The organism is Rhizobium centroccidentale (assembly GCF_030182565.1).
Lineage (GTDB): Bacteria > Pseudomonadota > Alphaproteobacteria > Rhizobiales > Rhizobiaceae > Rhizobium.
In genome coordinates, this window is the sequence record NZ_JAQJCG010000019.1 from 83148 (window position 1) to 99621 (window position 16474).

General features: G+C 61.1%; 18 protein-coding genes and 1 tRNA gene. 11 read left to right on the plus strand and 8 right to left on the minus strand.

What is annotated here, in order from left to right; all coding sequences use genetic code 11:
- Nucleotides 1–20: 20 nt before the first annotated feature.
- A complete protein-coding gene (locus PH562_RS22785; RefSeq protein WP_285175839.1) occupies nt 21–827 on the minus strand; it encodes an alpha/beta fold hydrolase in 807 nt (268 codons plus the stop codon).
- A gap of 83 nt (nt 828–910) precedes the next feature.
- A complete protein-coding gene (locus PH562_RS22790; RefSeq protein ID WP_285175841.1) occupies nt 911–1792 on the minus strand; it encodes a LysR family transcriptional regulator in 882 nt (293 codons plus the stop codon).
- A gap of 98 nt (nt 1793–1890) precedes the next feature.
- Here PH562_RS22790 and PH562_RS22795 point away from each other — a divergent pair, with 98 nt between their 5' ends.
- The 4 genes from PH562_RS22795 to PH562_RS22810 all read left to right on the plus strand — a co-directional run bounded on the left by PH562_RS22795 (nt 1891) and on the right by PH562_RS22810 (nt 4708).
- Nucleotides 1891–2640, plus strand: coding sequence for a sulfite exporter TauE/SafE family protein (locus PH562_RS22795; RefSeq protein WP_285175843.1), 750 nt, complete (start codon nt 1891–1893; stop codon nt 2638–2640).
- A gap of 80 nt (nt 2641–2720) precedes the next feature.
- Nucleotides 2721–3305: an isochorismatase family protein gene (locus PH562_RS22800; RefSeq protein WP_285175845.1), complete on the plus strand. Its 585-nt coding sequence runs from the start codon at nt 2721–2723 to the stop codon at nt 3303–3305.
- 69 nt (nt 3306–3374) lie between these two features.
- Entirely contained in the window at nt 3375–3824 is a 450-nt protein-coding gene (locus PH562_RS22805) for an RrF2 family transcriptional regulator (protein ID WP_285175847.1), read from the plus strand.
- Nucleotides 3821–4708 (plus strand): NAD(P)/FAD-dependent oxidoreductase, encoded by an 888-nt coding sequence (locus PH562_RS22810; protein WP_285175849.1) that lies wholly within the window; start codon nt 3821–3823, stop codon nt 4706–4708. The genes PH562_RS22805 and PH562_RS22810 overlap by 4 nt, the downstream gene beginning before the upstream one ends.
- 43 nt (nt 4709–4751) lie before the next feature.
- On the opposite strand, the gene PH562_RS22815 is transcribed toward PH562_RS22810, so the two are convergent.
- Nucleotides 4752–5204: a winged helix-turn-helix transcriptional regulator gene (locus tag PH562_RS22815; RefSeq protein ID WP_285175851.1), complete on the minus strand. Its 453-nt coding sequence runs from the start codon at nt 5202–5204 to the stop codon at nt 4752–4754.
- A gap of 110 nt (nt 5205–5314) precedes the next feature.
- On the opposite strand from PH562_RS22815, the gene PH562_RS22820 reads away from it, so the two are divergent.
- On the plus strand, nt 5315–6625 hold the full coding sequence (locus PH562_RS22820; RefSeq protein ID WP_285175853.1) for an MFS transporter: 1311 nt from the start codon (nt 5315–5317) through the stop codon (nt 6623–6625).
- Here the strand turns inward: PH562_RS22820 and PH562_RS22825 are convergent.
- The gene (locus PH562_RS22825; protein WP_350223783.1) at nt 6622–7524 is read right to left on the minus strand and encodes a LysR family transcriptional regulator; all 903 of its coding nucleotides are present in this window, start codon (nt 7522–7524) and stop codon (nt 6622–6624) included. The genes PH562_RS22820 and PH562_RS22825 overlap by 4 nt on opposite strands.
- Before the next feature lie 110 nt (nt 7525–7634).
- Between PH562_RS22825 and attM the strand changes: the two genes are divergently transcribed.
- Nucleotides 7635–8426: an AttM family quorum-quenching N-acyl homoserine lactonase gene (gene attM / locus PH562_RS22830; protein ID WP_285175855.1), complete on the plus strand. Its 792-nt coding sequence runs from the start codon at nt 7635–7637 to the stop codon at nt 8424–8426.
- A 98-nt stretch (nt 8427–8524) separates the two neighbouring features.
- Here attM and PH562_RS22835 read toward each other — a convergent pair whose 3' ends face one another.
- Nucleotides 8525–9358, minus strand: a complete 834-nt coding sequence (locus PH562_RS22835; protein WP_285166223.1) for a helix-turn-helix transcriptional regulator — start codon at nt 9356–9358, stop codon at nt 8525–8527.
- A gap of 93 nt (nt 9359–9451) precedes the next feature.
- Between PH562_RS22835 and PH562_RS22840 the strand changes: the two genes are divergently transcribed.
- A complete protein-coding gene (locus PH562_RS22840) occupies nt 9452–10348 on the plus strand; it encodes an SDR family oxidoreductase (RefSeq protein WP_285175857.1) in 897 nt (298 codons plus the stop codon).
- 122 nt (nt 10349–10470) lie between these two features.
- Here the strand turns inward: PH562_RS22840 and PH562_RS22845 are convergent, their stop codons facing one another.
- The gene (locus PH562_RS22845; protein ID WP_285175860.1) at nt 10471–11058 is read right to left on the minus strand and encodes a TetR/AcrR family transcriptional regulator; all 588 of its coding nucleotides are present in this window, start codon (nt 11056–11058) and stop codon (nt 10471–10473) included.
- 244 nt (nt 11059–11302) lie between these two features.
- Between PH562_RS22845 and PH562_RS22850 the strand changes: the two genes are divergently transcribed.
- Nucleotides 11303–12832, plus strand: a complete 1530-nt coding sequence (locus PH562_RS22850; RefSeq protein ID WP_285175862.1) for an FAD-dependent monooxygenase — start codon at nt 11303–11305, stop codon at nt 12830–12832.
- 43 nt (nt 12833–12875) lie between these two features.
- Here the strand turns inward: PH562_RS22850 and PH562_RS22855 are convergent.
- Nucleotides 12876–12965 (minus strand) — tRNA-Ser (locus PH562_RS22855).
- A 232-nt stretch (nt 12966–13197) separates the two neighbouring features.
- On the opposite strand from PH562_RS22855, the gene PH562_RS22860 reads away from it, so the two are divergent.
- Nucleotides 13198–13515: a hypothetical protein gene (locus PH562_RS22860; protein WP_285175864.1), complete on the plus strand. Its 318-nt coding sequence runs from the start codon at nt 13198–13200 to the stop codon at nt 13513–13515.
- Here PH562_RS22860 and PH562_RS22865 read toward each other — a convergent pair.
- Entirely contained in the window at nt 13476–13886 is a 411-nt protein-coding gene (locus tag PH562_RS22865; RefSeq protein ID WP_285175866.1) for a hypothetical protein, read from the minus strand. The genes PH562_RS22860 and PH562_RS22865 overlap by 40 nt on opposite strands.
- Here PH562_RS22865 and PH562_RS22870 point away from each other — a divergent pair.
- Together PH562_RS22870 and PH562_RS22875 are read left to right on the plus strand one after the other, a co-directional pair.
- The gene (locus PH562_RS22870; protein ID WP_113230221.1) at nt 13885–14880 is read left to right on the plus strand and encodes a BMP family lipoprotein; all 996 of its coding nucleotides are present in this window, start codon (nt 13885–13887) and stop codon (nt 14878–14880) included. The two genes, PH562_RS22865 and PH562_RS22870, sit on opposite strands and share 2 nt — an antisense overlap.
- An 80-nt stretch (nt 14881–14960) precedes the next feature.
- A complete protein-coding gene (locus PH562_RS22875) occupies nt 14961–16472 on the plus strand; it encodes an ABC transporter ATP-binding protein (RefSeq protein ID WP_113230220.1) in 1512 nt (503 codons plus the stop codon).
- The last annotated feature ends 2 nt before the right edge of the window (nt 16473–16474 follow it).

Here is a 16474-nt window from a genome sequence, read left to right on the forward strand (position 1 = left end):
ATGCGCAACTGAATCTGCTCTCAGGCTGGAATCGTTGCGAGAAAATCGAGCAGGGCGGCGTTGAACTGCGCCGGCCGCTGCAGCGGTGCGAAATGGCTGACACCGGGCAGAAGAATCAGCTGCGCGCCGGGAATGTGCTGCACGAGGTAATCGGCGTGTTCACGCTTGATGAATTCGTCGTACTCGCTCTGCACGATGGCGACAGGCACATCGATCTCGGCGAGATCGGCGATGGTGTAGTTCGGCTCGGTCCGCTGCATCAGGCCGACCGCCTCGACGAAGGCATCGAACTTGTCCGGCGTGGCGGAAAGGGCTGCATAATCCTTCGTGTGGCGGGAGAAGCAGCGCTCGATGATCGGCGTCGCCACGAATTCCTTGGTGCCGCTCGGGTCCATGTTGCAGGCAAAGAAGAAGACGCCGGAAACGCGCTCCGGATGGGTTTTTCCAAGCACCATGCCGATGCAGGCGCCGTCGCTCCATCCGGCGATGACAGCCTTTTCGATCTTCAGCCTGTCCATGACGGCGAGAACGTCGGAGGCCATGAGCTCATACGTGTATGGTCGCTCGTCCCGTGTGCTGCGGCCATGGCCTCGGCTGTCGATGACGATAACCTGATGGCCTGCATCGATCAGCGCCGGCACCTGATAGCCCCAATTGCCGCTGTTTCCGAGCCCGCCATGCAGAAGGATCACCGGTGCGCCGCTGCCATAGGAGGCATACCAGATACGCGCGCCGTCATGATCGACATGGTCTTCCACCCCGGCTCGCGGCAAGGGCGCGGCCCCTTCGGCTTCGAAGCGGTGAAGCTCATCGTCGTGAAATTCCATACCCACCTCCCATTGCGCTGTCTCCCCCGACAGCCATGCGGTGAGACTAGTCGATCCCAACGCGTTTTTTCAACAAGCAGTGATCACGTCGCAGCGAGATGCTCGAAAAGATCGCGGGCCGGCGACGGAAGGTCTTCGAGGGATCGTGCGCAGACCGAAAGCCGGCGCGTTGCCCATGGGTCGGTGAGGCGAAGGGCCGCAATTTTTGCGGATCGACTGCAGCGCCGCGCCGCCGCTTCCGGCACGATGCCGAGGCCGATGCCACGGCCTGCCATTTCGCAAATGCTTTCGAATGTCCGCATCCGCGCCCGCATCTTCAGCCGAGTGCCGAGCCGGGCGGCCTGCGCGTCGATGTGATCCTGCAATGCTCCGCCGGCAAGTCCGATGAAATGCTCATGCAGGATTTCCGTGAAGCTGGTCTGCTTTGATGCTGCAAGCGCATGATCGCTAGATATCACCACCACCAGCCGGTCGATCGCGAAGGGCCGCAATATCAGGCCGGAGGTATCGGCCGCGTCCGATAGGATGCCGATCTCGGCCAGTCCGGCTGACAGTGCTCGGGCGATCTCGATGCTTTGGCGCTCCTTGAGATCGATGTCCGTTCGCGGGTTTCTGGCCATCCATTCGGCAAGGCGAGGCGGCAGATATTCGGCGATCGCCGCGGTGTTGGCGAGAAGCCGGACGGTTGCGCGCAGGCCGCTTGCGTGCTCGCCAAGCTCGCCGCGCATTTGCGTGAGCTGCCGCTGGATTAACCGGGCATGATGCGCCAGCGCTTCGCCGGCAGTCGTCGGGCTCACGCCGCGTCGCCCACGCTCCAGCAGCTTCACGCCGCCATTCACCTCCATGTCGCGCAGCCGCTCGCTGGCAGCCGGCAGCGAAAGCCCGACATCGGCGGCTCCATGCGTGATGCTGCCGGCATCGACGACGGCAAGGAAAAGGCGAAGGTCGGTCAGATCAAAGCGCATGACGTTCAGGTTACCGCATCTCCAGCCTTCGGAAAAGCCGAAGGCTGACTTCGCATCATCCGCATTGTGCCGGCCTTTGTCTCTGCTACTGAAAAGGCATGATGGATCATTCGATATGGCTTATTGCGGCAATCTTCGCGACCTTCTTCGTCGCAGGCATGGTCAAGGGCGTCACCGGAATGGGGCTGCCGACGGTGGCGATGGGAGTTTTGGGCACGCTGATCTCGCCGCTGACGGCAGCGAGCCTGCTGATCGTGCCCTCTTTCGTCACCAATGTCTGGCAGCTGCTGGCAGGTCCGAATTTTGGCACGCTTGCCCGCCGCTTCTTCCTCCTGGTTATCGCCATAATTGTCGGAACCTTCGCCGGCTCATATTTGTTGGCTGCCGGCGATACCCGCAGGACCACGGCGGCGCTGGGTCTTGCCCTCATCCTCTATGCCGGCCATGTTTTGCTCGCTCGTCAACTGCATGTGCCCGCAAGATTCGAGCCGCTGCTATCGCCGCTCGTCGGCGCGGTCACCGGCTTGCTCACGGGCGCGACCGGCGTCTTCGTCGTGCCGGCGGTGCCTTATCTGCAGTCACTTGGACTGGAGAAGGAGGAGCTGATCCAAGCGCTCGGCCTCTCCTTCACTGTCTCCACCGTGGCATTGGCCGCTGCGCTCGCCTGGCATGGCGCCTTCCGCATCGACAATCTGGCGCTCTCTACTCTGGCGATCGTCCCGGCGCTTGCCGGCATGTGGGCCGGCCAGGTCATCCGCAACCGGGTCGGCCCCACCGCGTTCCGCCGCTGGTTTCTGGTTTGTCTCCTCGCGCTTGGCGTCGAGATGGTCGTCAAAGCCGCTTTTTAAGGCAGTCTTATATTGCTGGGTTACCCGGTGCGTACCCATATGCTTCGGAGTTTGTTTCAAGGTAGGGGACTGACTAATCGATGGAAGAAGAGCAACAAGAGATTTCCGATCACCATCTACCGGTCGATGCCCTGCTCATCGTCGATGTGCAGAATGCCTTCGTCCATGGCCCAAGTGCAGTTCCGGGCCATGCCATGTTAAGGTCGATGGTCGAACTCCTGCTGGACAAGGCGCGGTCGGCATGGACGCCGGTGATTTTCTTGCAGAACGATGGCCCGCCCGGTGCGCTGGACGAGCCGCTTCAGCCGGGATGGAAACTCCATTTTGCACCTCTGTCCGGCGAGGTGGTCATTCGGAAAACGGAGGATGACGGCTTCGACGGCACCAATCTTGACGCCATTCTGACCGCCTTCGGCGTGAAGGATGTGGTGATCTGCGGCGTGCTCTCGGAGATGTGTGTCGCCGCAACCGCGCGGGCGGCGTTTCAGCGCGGCTATGGCGTGCTGCTGCCGCATGATGCGCACGCTACCTATGATGTTCCCGCCGGGCCTGGCTCGCAGGGCGTGCCCGCGGCCATGGCGGCAAGGGCAGCCGAATGGTCGCTCGGCGACGAGGTCAGGATTTGCGCTTCGGCAAGCGAGGTTCGTTTCAAGGAGCGGCCTTAGCCGCAGCCCTCGCCTCATCAAAGCAGGCCGCCCTTGAATATCGCGTCGAATCGTAATAATCGAAGTTACATGAAACGCGACAGCCGACTTTCCTCCGTCCTCCATGCTTTGCTCCATATGGCCGAGCAGGATGGGCCGCTGACCTCCGAAACCCTGGCGCAATGCATGAACACCAATCCGGTCGTCGTGCGCCGTACCATGGGCCTGTTGCGGGAGGTGGGCATCGTCCGTTCCGCCAAGGGACACACCGGCGGCTGGGCGATCACGGCCGATCTCAAAAGCGTCACGCTGCGCCAGCTGCATGAGGCACTCGGCGAACCGGCCGTCTTCGCCATCGGCAATCGCAACGAGACGCCGGAATGCCTGGTCGAGCAATCGGTCAATTCCGTGCTCGACGACGCCTTTGCCGAAGCCGAAGCCTTGCTGCTCCAGCGCTTCGAAAACGTCACGCTCGCCGATCTTGCCGCCGAATTTGCGCGGCGTCATGCGCAATGGCGCTCAGAAAGGGCCCTGTCATGACCCATGACGTCATCGTCATCGGCGGCAGCTACGCCGGCATGGCAGCCGCCCTCCAGCTTCTCCGCGCCCGCCGTAAGGTGCTGGTCGTCGATGCGGGCAAACGGCGCAATCGTTTCGCCGAGGAATCACACGGTTTTCTCAGCCAGGATGGTGTCAACCCTGGCGAAATTGCTCGTAAGGCGCGCGAGCAGCTTTTCGCCTATCCCACGCTGACCTGGATTGAGGACACTGTCGAACAGGCCGATGGGGAGAAGGACGCCTTTGTTGTCACCACCGCTGGCGGCGCGCGCCATGACGGCCGGCGCCTTCTCTTCGCAACTGGTGTTTCCGATGCCTTGCCCGAGATCGAAGGATTAGGCGAACGTTGGGGCAAAAGCATCTTCCATTGCCCTTATTGCCATGGCTATGAGCTCGATCGGGGCCATATCGGCTGCATAGCCACAGGCCCAATGTCGATGCATCAGGCGCAGTTGCTGCCGGAATGGGGAGACGTGACGTTCTTTCTCAACGGCAGTTTTGTCCCGGATGAGGCGCAGCGTGCCGATCTCGTCGCACGCGGCGTGACGATCGAGGAGGCAGCCATCACAAGGTTGGAAGGAAAGGCGGATGTGCGGCTCACCGATGGACGCCTGCTGCCTTTTGCCGGGCTCTTCACCGCTTCGCGCGCATCGCCATCAAGTCCGATCGCCGAACGGCTCGGCTGCGCGTTGGAGGAAACGCCTTTCGGCACCCAGATCCAGACAGACGCCATGAAGGAAACCACCGTGCCAGGCGCCTTTGCCTGTGGCGATGCCGCGCGCATCCCGCATTCAGTGTCGTTGGCCGTGGGAGATGGCGCCTGGGCCGGCGCGCAGCTGCATCGGTCGCTAGTTTTTTTGGCTTGATTTCGGAGGGTTTTCGCCCCCGAACTCCGGCATTAGTGCCTTCTTATTTCTCCTCCGGCACCTTCACGATGACCGCTTCGTCCGGCCCGATGGATCTACCGTCCTGCGCCCGGATTTCAAGCTGCACCGGCTGACCCGTGGCGCGATCCACCAGCACCGAATGCTCTTCCGCCGGCGCAAAGAGATGGCGCTCGCCGAATTGGCGCAGCGCCACCATCACCGGGAAGAGATCTTTCCCCATCGCCGTCAGCCGATATTCCATGCGTGTGCCTCCTTCGCTTGTTGGCACAAGCTCCAGGATGCCGCTCGCGACAAGCGTGCGCAGGCGCTCGGTGAGAATATTCTTCGCGATCCCCAGGCTCTTTTGGAACTCGCCGAAACGCGTCAACCCGTCGAAGGCGTCGCGCACAATCAGCAGCGACCACCAGTCGCCGATCACGTCGAGCGACCTTGCGCTCGGGCAATAATCACCCTTCAGGCTTTTCCGCGCGACCATCGCCTTAGCCTTTCCGGGTCTTTTGTGTGTAGAAACGGTTGCATGATTAAACCAATAATGTTACTCGAGCGTTGGTTTCATTATTAAACCGAAGAATCGGGAGTTTTGCAATGACGATCGATCAGGACGCGCCGCCGGCCGGCAGCGCGAAGGACATTCCGCGCCCTCATTCCTCACGAGAGGCTTCGTTTGAGGGCGCCGAATACCCGGGAGAGGCCAATTCGCAGCTGACACCAGCGCCGATTTTCCTGTTTGCCGTCGCGAGCGGCCTCGCTGTTGCCAATGCCTATTTCGCCCATCCGCTTCTCGATATCATGGCCGATGATCTCAAGCTGTCGCGCACGATTGCCGGCCTGATCGTCGGCGCGACGCAGCTCGGCTATGGGCTCGGCCTGATCCTGCTGGTGCCGCTCGGCGATCTCGTCGATCGGCGCAAGCTCATCATCGTGCAATCGCTGCTGAGTGTGGCGGCACTTGTCTTCGTCGGCTTCTCGTCCAGTGCGGCGATGCTGCTCGCCTCCATGGCCGCCGTCGGCTTTCTGGCCGTCGTAACACAGGCGCTCGTTGCCTATGCGGCGAGCCTGGCGCACCCCGCCGAGCGCGGCCATATCGTCGGCATGGTCACGAGCGGCATCGTCCTCGGCATCCTGCTGGCGCGCAGCATCGCGGGAATGCTGACCGATCTCTCCGGCTGGCGGACCGTCTACATCGTCTCGGCCGTGCTGACGACGGTGATAGCGCTTCTTCTTTGGCGCGCGCTGCCGCGACAGGAGAAGTCGAGGAGCGGACTCTCCTATGTCGGCCTTATCCGCTCGCTGGGCGCTCTGCTGATTGAAGAACCGGTCCTGCGCATCCGCGGGATCATCGCCATGCTGATCTTCGCCAATATCACCACGCTGCTCGCTCCGCTCGTCTTGCCGCTGACGGCGCCACCCTATTCCCTGTCCCACACCGAGGTCGGCCTGTTCGGCCTTGCCGGCGCGGCGGGGGCACTCGGCGCCATCAGGGCAGGGCGCGGGGCCGATCGCGGCCATGGCCAGCGCACGACGGGCATCGCGCTTGTACTGATGCTCGCTGCCTGGCTACCGATCTCCATGCTGGATCGCTCGATCCTCTGGCTGATCCTCGGTGTCCTCGTCATCGATTTCGGTCTGCAGGCAACGCACGTCACCAATCAGGGCATGATCTATCGTGTCAGGCCGGATGCGCAGAACAGGCTGACCGCCGCCTATATGATCTTCTACTCCATCGGAAGCGCTGTCGGCTCATCGACATCGACGATCATCTATGCCCATGCGGGCTGGAGCGGGGTCTGCATATCGGGTGCTGCCATCAGCCTCGCAACGTTGCTCTTCTGGGCGCTGACCTTGCGGGCAACACCTGAGGTGGCGACGCAGAGCGTCGACCGGAAAAATAGCTAGCTTTCCGGTGGGGAAGCCGTGCCCAGCTGCTCTTCCAGCAATGAGAGCACCACCCGAATCCGCGGTGGAATCGGTCTAACCGCGGGATAGAGCGCATGCAAGTCAAATCCCGGCACGGTGAATTTGGGCAGCAGGCGGATCAGATTGCCATTGGTACGATCCTCCGCGCAGACCGGCTCCTGCAGGATACCAATGCCGGCTCCATCTAGCAGCAGGCGGTGCAGTGGTCGCCAATGACTGGTGCTGACGGCGATGTCGACGGCGGCAAGTTCGGTCTGTTCGTTCGGATCGATCAACGGAATCCGGCCGTTGTTGAAGAGGCCGGAAACCCGCAGGAAGGGGTGGTCGGCAAGATCATCGGGCTCTGTCGGCGTCCCATGCTTATCGAGATAGTCTGGCGATGCCACGAGCACGCGGCCGACATGGCCGAGCTTGCGGGCAATGAAGCTGCCTTCGCTAAGATCGCCGAGACGCAGCGAGATGTCGACGCCCTCCGTCACGGGATCGACGATCCTGTCGTTGAGGATCAGCTCGATTTTGAGCAGCGGATGACGCTTGCGCATCTGCAGCAGGATCGGCGTCAGGATGATCTCGCCGACTCCATGCGGTGCTGCGATCCTCAGCGTGCCACGGAGCGACTGATCACCATCCACGACGGTCAGCGCATCGGCGGCGCTCTCGAGAACTTGCTTGCTGCGCTCGTAGAAGGCGGCGCCGACATCAGTGACGAAAAGCTTGCGGGTGTTTCTGAGCAATAGCCGCGTGCCGAGATATTGCTCCAGCCGATCAATCCGCTCGCTGACGGAGGGCTGGCCCATGCCGAGATCGCGGGCAGCGGCTGACATGCTGCCTCTTTCCACCACTCTGACATAGACGCGCATCGCAACCAACAGATCCATGTGTGCCAATATATCGGCTCAGCCGATAAATGTAAGTGGATGACGCCGCCTAGTGGGGGAGCGTTCGATCGCCGAAAACGGCGCTCGAACATCAACCACAGGTCAGGCTTATGAGCGATATCAGGCTTTATATGTTTCAATCGGGTACGCAGCGATGCAAGCCTCACGACATCAGGATGAACCAGGGCGGCGACACCGATTACGAAATCCCGGTGCCCTGGTTTCTGCTGACGCATCCGAAGGGTAATATCGTCATCGATGGCGGGCTGGCAGCAGAAGGTCTGGCGGATCCGCGCGGCTATTGGGGCGATGTCGTCGACAGCTATCAGCCTTTCATGACCGAGGAGCAGGGATGCGTTGCGCAGCTGGCGAAGCTCGGCCTGTCCGGTGAAGACATAGGCTTCGTTGCGCTGTCCCATCTGCATTCCGACCACAGCGGCGCTATCGGCCGTTTCCCGAACGCGACTCATATCGTCCAGCGTCGCGAATATGAGTATGCATTCGCGCCGGACTGGTTCGCCGCCGCTGCCTATGTCCGACGTGATTTCGATCGTCCCGGCTTGAAGTGGCACTTCCTGGAGGGCGATGCCACAGATGGCTACGATCTCTATGGCGACGGCGTGCTGCGGATGGTCTTCACGCCGGGCCACAGTGTCGGCCACCAATCCTTCCTGGTGCAGTTGCCGACGTCGGGCGCGATACTATTGGCCATCGATGCCGCCTACACGCTCGATCACTGGAACGAAAAGGCGCTCCCCGGCTTCATGGCGTCCGCCGTCGACACGGTACGATCCGTTGACAAGCTGCGTGCGCTCGCCGAACAGACCGATGCGCTGGTAGTCACCGGGCATGATCCCGAGGCATGGCCTCGGTTCAAGCAGGCTCCGAACAATTACGATTGAAGGCGCAGTCGCTTCGCCGTGAAGGGCAGCGATGTTGGATGGCGTCGGGCATCCGTGGAACGACAAGCGTGCACATGCTTGCGCCACACATCTCTGCGCTAAAGTTTGGGCAGCAGCGATCTGATCCGCTCGGCATCGTCAGGCGTCGCCGGATTGTAGACGATCATGCTGAGATCCGTCCGGCCATCGACCGAAAAGGCCGAATACTCGAATGCCAGTGGGCCGAGGATGGGATGGCGTATATGTTTGACGGCTTCGGTATGGGTGCCAGGAACATCGTTTTCGCGCCACATGGCCCTGAATTCCGGGCTGATGCGGCAAAGTTCCGCCACGAAAGGCTCTATCTCACTCGATGCGCCTGCGCGCGCCGCATCGACACGGAATGCGCCCAGGGCGAAACGGGCTACGCTTTCCCAATCATATTGCACGGCGCGCGCACGCGGATCGAGAAAGATATAGCGCAGAATGTTGCGTTCTTCCGGCGGCAGCGATCCGTAATCGATTAGCATCACGGGCGCTGCCCGGTTCCAGGCGATGACGTCCCAGGTGGCGGTCCGGATAATGGCGGGGCTCGGTTCCAGCGCATCGAGCACGCGCTGCAGTCGCGGCGTAACGCCATCATTTTTGCGGTAACGCGCTTCTGGCGGACGCCCAAGGCCAAGCAGGAACAGGTGCTCGCGCTCGACTTCCGTCAGCATCAGCGCCCGGGCGATCCGGTCCAGTACATCAGCGGAGGGCGCACCGCCACGGCCCTGTTCCAGCCATGTGTACCAGGTCGGGCTGATATTGGCGCGCTGCGCCACTTCCTCGCGCCGAAGCCCGGGCGTGCGCCGTCGCTCGCCGGCAAATCCCAGCGCGGATGGGTCGAGTTTCGCACGGCGGTCCCTCAGATAGGTCCCGAGCACGTTTTCGGTTTCGATGAGATCGGTCATCCTGTTAGTGTCTTTACTATGATAAGGTCACTACTTTACCAGAATAAACGATAGGCAGAGATTTGTCTCCGACCAAATAAGGAGACAGTGCATATGCGTATATTCGTTACCGGTGCGACCGGAAATGTCGGCTCGCATGTCGTCAGGGAATTGATCGGCGCCGGCCACCAAGTGCTCGGCCTTTCGCGTTCGAAGGAAAAGGCGGTCGCGCTTGCCGCTGCCGGCGCCGAAGTCCTTCATGGCACGATCGAGGATGCGGAAATCCTGAAAAGCGGCGCCTCGCAATCCGACGGCGTTATCCACCTTGCCTTCAACCACGACTTCTCACGGTTCGTCCAGAATTGCGAGGATGACCGCCGGGTCATCGCAACACTGGCCTCGGCGCTCGCCGGTTCCGCCCGTCCGCTGGTCATTACGTCGGGCACGCCGATCGCCAACACGGTGCCGGGCGAGCCCGCCAAGGAAGACAACCCTATCGCCGGTTCCGACAGGCATCCGCGTGCCGCCACGGAGGAAGCGGGGATATTGGCGAGCGAAATCGGCGTCAATGTCTCGGTCGTGCGCCTCCCGCAGGTGCATGATCCGGTCAGCCAGGGGCTTATTACGCCCTTGATCCAGATATTCCGGGAAAAGGGTGTCTGCGCCTATGTGGGAGACGGGCTCAGCCGCTGGCCGGCGGCGCATTTTACCGATGTCGGCCGTCTTTACCGCCTCGTCGTCGAGCGCGCCGAACCGAATGCCAAATATCACGCGGCCGCTGAGGAAGGCGTGCCCATGCGCGATATCGTCGAGACGATCGGGCGGCGCCTGAACCTGCCGGTCAAATCCATCGCCAGGGAAGAGGCGCAGGATTATTTCGGCTGGCTCGCCCTGTTTGCCGGCCGCGACATGCCGGCCTCCAGCGCCAAGACCCGGCAGAAGCTGGGTTGGGAACCCAGCGGCCCGACGCTGCTTCAGGATCTTGCAGAGCTGCAGGTTTCCGCGGCGTGATGCCGGCGCCATCGGCCACGATCCGCGGATGGTCGATGGTCCGACGGACCATGTATTCGAAGACCCGGCCGACCCTTCGGCCGGGTTTCGCCTTTCAGGCTGCGATCCCGAAAACTCCAAAGTCAGACATACGGTGTCCCGGCAAGAGCGGCGTCGACACCGGCAAAGCCGCGCTCCATGATACCAAGTAGAGCGGCTTGAGAATTTCCTTTTTCTCGAAAGACGCGCAGTGCCTCGCCGTAGGCGGCCACAAGCGTCGCCATCAGCATTGCGCCCGCGAGATGTGCATCGGCATCTGAGCGCGGCCGGCCCGCCGCATCGGACAGCATTCCCGAGAGATCATCAGCAAGCGTCGCCTGCAGCCCACGCGCATGCGCGGTCAGCGTTGGGCTCTCCGCCACCATGCGCCAGAACGCGATAGGCCGGTCCGTGATCCTGAACAGGGGATGCTGCATCTCCAGCAGCTCACGCATCAGCGCCTGAAAGGCGCGGACCGGCGGCACTCGGCCGCGATCGGTGATCGCCTTGCGCACCAGTTCCCGTACCTCATCCTCGCGATCGAAAACCAGATCCTCCTTGCGGCGGAAGTAGTTGAACACCGTCTTCCTGGCGACCTCCGCTTCGTCAGCGATGTCGGCGACGGAAACCTTGTCGAAGCCATGTTCGACGAACAGGCGTGTCGCGACGTTGGAGATCGCCTGACGCGTCATCTCCTTCTTCCGGTCTCGGAGTTTGATTCGATTTGACATGAAGATATTTATACCATAAGTAAATTTATACCAAGTGTAAAAATCGTATTGCAATCACGAAATCGGTGAAATTGGCACAGTTTTTATGACTGTTCCCGTGACTGGACCGTCGCCACCCGAATACGGTTGGGTGTTTTTCGGCTGAGGTGGCCGCAGCCGGAATGTCTGACGCCCTTGCGGCGCTGTTCGCTTGAGGAGTTCTGCCTTGATTTATGATGTTCTGATTGCCGGCGGCGGACCCGTCGGCTTGTTTCTCGCCTGCGAGCTGCGTCTCGCCGGTCTCTCCGTATTGGTGCTGGAGCAGGCCGAGGATCCGCGCTCGCCCTTGAAGCGCCTTCCCTTCGGCATGCGCGGCCTTTCCTCGCCAACCATCGAAGCCTTCTATCGTCGCGGCATGCTGGACGATGTCGCTGCGCCCAAACCTGCGAAGGACGGCTCGGGCGATCGCGCTTCATCGGCTGCGCACTGGATGCACCAGTCACGCCGCCCGGGCGGCCATTTCGCCGGTATCCAATTCTTCCACGACAATATCGACACCTCCCAGTGGCCCTATCGTCTGCCGACCACACTCGGCACCAGCATGATGGTCGAAATGGAAAGCCTCGAAGCTGTCCTTGCGGTGCGTGCGGAGGCCATGGGCGTCGAGATCAGGCGCGGCTTCGGTGTCGAGAGCTTCGAACAGTCGGATGAAAGTGTTGTCGTTCGGGCCGGAGGCGAGACCTTTCGCGGGCGCTGGCTTGTCGGCTGCGACGGGGGCCGCAGCACCGTTCGCAAGGCCGGCGGCTTCGAATTCGTCGGCACAGATCCTGAATTCACTGGCTATTCCGCTGAGATCGAGATGGCGGACCCGGACAAGCTTCGTCCCGGCCGCCATTACACGGCGACCGGCATGTACACCTACTCGCCGCCCGGAACGATCGCGATGACCGACTTCGACGGAGGCGCTTTCCACCGGACCCGGCCGATCACGCTCGAGCATGTGCGGGCCGTGTTGCGTCGCATCTCCGGCACCGACGTCACTGTAACGGCGCTCAAGCTTGCCACCACATGGACGGACCGCGCCTACCAGGCGACCAGCTATCGCAGAGGGCGCATTCTGCTTGCCGGCGATGCCGCGCACATCCATTCCCCCTTGGGCGGCCAAGGGCTCAATCTTGGCCTGGGCGACGCGACGAACCTTGGATGGAAGCTTGCCGCCACGATCCGCGGCGATGCGCCGGAGGGCCTGCTCGATACCTATTTCCGTGAACGCCATCCGGTCGGCGCGCAGGTGCTTGACTGGTCGCGCGCCCAGGTGGCGCTGATGCGACCAAGCCCCAGCTCGCGTGCGCTTGAAGCTATCATCCGCGATCTGATCGACACGCGCGACGGCGCCACCTATTTCGCCGAACGCGTCTGGGGCGTTTCTCTCCGCTATGAACTTGGTGGGAGCCATCCGCTCATCGGCCGTAGCGCTCCCGATTTCGAGCTCGCCAATGGGACAAAGCTCGGCGATCTCCTCAGGACGGGCAAGGGCCTGCTTCTGGATTTCGATGGCAGCGCGTCGCTCAAAGCGCTTGCCGGTCGCTGGGGAAACAGGATCACTTATATCGCCAGCAACGTCAAAGATCGGCTGGGTTTGAGCGCTTTGCTCGTGCGGCCCGACGGCGTGGTTGCCTGGGTTGGTGAAGCTGAGCCCAACGCCGCGCAAGCCGTGTTGCGATGGTTCGGGACGAACCTGTCACCCATGTTCTAGGTACGCAGTGCTACCTATATCTCCGGGTCGGACAATCAGAAAATGGCGGACAAGGTGGGATTCGAACCCACGGTACGCTTTCACGCACACACGCGTTCCAGGCGTGCGCCTTAAACCACTCGGCCACCTGTCCATCTGCACTTTCGCATCCGATAAAGGAGCTATTGTGGGAACGGCGCGATATATACCGATGAATTTTCTAGGATCAACCCGAATCTGACAGTTTTTTGACTTCTGGACAAAAAACTCTGCATCTCATCCCCATTGCGCTTATTTCGCGCTCCACTTATCTAAAGAAATAGATGAGGCGGCGTAAGACCGGTCGGCCCGTCAGGGCTGAACATAGGGAGTATCCGGAGGAGTTTATGCGTTTCCTGTTGCGTTTTGCCAGCCTTGTTGCGCTGGTCGTGGCTGTTATCGCCGGCACCATCGATTCCATACAATCCGTTGCGGCTTCCGCCCTGGTCATGACCCCGATGGGAGATGCGTGGAACGATGTCAGCCCGTCGTCGCTCGCGAGCCTCCGCTCGGCGATTGCCTATTACGTTCATCCCCGCTTCTATGACTTGGCGATGCAATGGCTGTTGTTTCAGCCGGCCTCCGCCGTCTTTCTGGTGATCTCGCTGCTTCTGTGGATGGTCGCCTACAAGCGCCAGCCTGCAGCCGGGCGCTTCAGCGCGTGAGGGATTCGGCGCGTATCTTTCGGCCTGTGCCATTCAGGGAACTGAGTAGCGTCGGAAGGAATTGGTGGCGGCTCCATCGCAATGCGGCGAGCGGTAAAGCTGGTGATTGCGGAGAGCTGGGCAACAGCTGTTCTGATCAATAAAATTGCAGTTTTGGTCCGAAATTGTTTAAAAAACGGGTCGTTTGGATGGGTTTTCACCAATTCCCACAAATCTTTACCAACTGAAAAATTTCTCGTGAATTTTTCATGCAGCCATGCAAGGATGCGCGCCAGCTTGGCCTCGGGGAGGTCGGCGGTTCCGCAGACTTGCCCGGTCAACGGGCTTGCGGGAGGACCCAACAAGATAGAAACAATAGGGCTGCACCACATGAAAAAATCCCTTTTGACCCTTTTCGCCCTGGCTGCCATGTCGGCAACGGCGCTTGCGGCCGATATCAAGCCGGCAATCGTTTACGGAACCGGCGGCAAGTTCGACAAATCCTTCAACGAAGCTGCCTATAACGGCGCTGAAAAGTTCAAGAAGGAAACCGGCATCGCTTACCGCGACTTCGAGCCGACGGGCGACACCCAGGGCGAACAGGCGCTGCGCAACTTTGCCAGCAAGGGCTTCAATCCGGTTATCGCTGTTTCCTTTGCCTGGACCTCCGCGCTTCAGAAGGTTGCTGCCGAATATCCGAAGACCGAATTCGTCCTGATCGACGACAGCCTTGATCTGCCGAACGTCCGCTCCGTCAAGTTCAAGGAAAACGAAGGTTCCTACCTCGCCGGCGTCATGGCTGCCCTTGCATCGAAGTCTGGCAAGATCGGTTTCGTCGGCGGCATGGACATTCCGCTGATCCGCAAGTTCGAATGCGGCTACGAGCTGGGTGCGCGCGCGACCAATCCGAAGATCGAAGTCTTCCAGAACATGACCGGCACGACCGGTGCTGCCTGGAATGACCCGGTTCGCGGCGGCGAACTCACCAAGAACCAGATCGACCAGGGCGCCGACGTTGTCTACGCGGCTGCCGGCGCGACCGGCCTCGGCGTGCTGCAGACCGCTGCCGACAACAAGAAGCTGTCGATCGGCGTCGACTCGAACCAGAACTACCTGCATCCGGGTTCCGTTCTGACCTCCGTCGTCAAGCGCGTCGACCTCGCCGTTTACAACGCCTTCAGCGACGCCAAGAACGGCAAGTTCACGCCTGGCACGCAGGAACTCGGCCTGAAGGAAGATGGCGTGGCCGTGGCCATCGACGACAACAACAAGTCGCTCGTCACTCCGGAAATCCAGGCTGCCGTCGACAAGGCCCGGACCGATATCGTCGCTGGCACCATCAAGGTTCACGACTATCTGACCGACAACGCCTGCCCGAAGAACTGATATGAAATAAGGGCGTATGACGGGACAAAAACGTCATACGCCCTTTTCTTATCCGGAAACCGGTTTCTGGAGCCCCTATAGTGAACCAAATCTCTGCCATCGAGCTCGTGGGCATCGACAAGAAGTTCGGTGCTGTCCACGCCAATAAAGATATCAACCTGACCGTCGCCAAGGGCTCGATCCACGGGATCATAGGCGAAAACGGTGCCGGGAAATCGACTCTTATGTCGATCATCTACGGATTCTATCACGCCGACAGCGGCGAAATCCGCATCAACGGCGAGCCCATCGCCATCCGCGACAGCCAGACGGCAATCGCAGCCGGCATCGGGATGGTGCACCAGCATTTTATGCTGGTCGACAATTTCACCGTCCTTGAAAACGTCATGCTGGGCGCCGAAGGTGGCGCGCTTCTCGCCAAGGGGGTAGCGGCCGCACGCGCCGAGCTCAACCGGCTGGAGAAGGATTATGGCCTGGAAGTCGATCCGGATGCGTTGATCGAAGAGCTTCCCGTCGGCCAGCAGCAGCGCGTGGAAATCCTGAAGGCGATGTATCGCGGCGCCGAGATCCTCATTCTCGACGAACCCACCGGCGTCTTGACGCCGGCAGAAGCGGACAATCTCTTCCGCATCCTTCGCGTTCTTCGCGATCAGGGCAAGACGATCATTCTCATCACCCACAAACTGCGCGAGATCATGGCGATCACCGATACGGTGTCGGTGATGCGCCGCGGCGAGATGGTGGCTACCCGCAAGACGGCGGAAACCACCGTCGAGGAGCTGGCCGAATTGATGGTCGGCCGCCGCGTGCTGCTGCGCGTCGAAAAGGGCGCGCCCAATCCAGGCGAAATCCTGCTCTCGGTGCGCAATCTCACCGTCAAGGACGGCCGTGGCGTCACCATGGTCGACAATGTCTCCTTCGATGTCCGTGCCGGCGAGATCGTCGGCATTGCCGGCGTTGCCGGAAATGGTCAATCGGAACTGCTGGAGGCGATCGCCGGTATCCGCAAGCCGGCTTCGGGCGAGATCCTGCTGCATGGCAAGCCGATCGGCAATGCCGATCCCGCAGCACTCCGCGACCTTGGCCTTGCCCATATTCCGGAAGACCGTCATCACATGGGCCTCGTCCTCAAGTTCGAGGAATACGAGAACTCCATGCTCGGCTATCATCGCGACCGTAAATACGGTCGAGCCGGCATGCTCGATCTCGATGCCATGCGCAAGGATGCAATCGAGAAGATTGAGAAATACGATATCCGCCCGCCGAACGCGCGGCTAAAGACCGCCAATTTCTCCGGCGGCAACCAGCAGAAGATCGTCGTCGCCCGCGAGATCGAGCGTGATCCGAAGGCTCTGCTGATCGGCCAGCCGACGCGCGGCGTCGATATCGGCGCCATCGAATTCATCCATCGCCGCATCATCGAGATGCGCGACGCCGGCAAGGCGATCCTGCTGGTGTCGGTGGAGCTGGATGAGATCCGTGCGCTTTCGGACCGTATCCTCGTCATGTTCGCCGGCCATATCGTCGGTGAAAAGTCGGCTGAGGCCGGTGAACAAACACTCGGCCTGATGATGGCCGGCATTGCCGCGTGAGG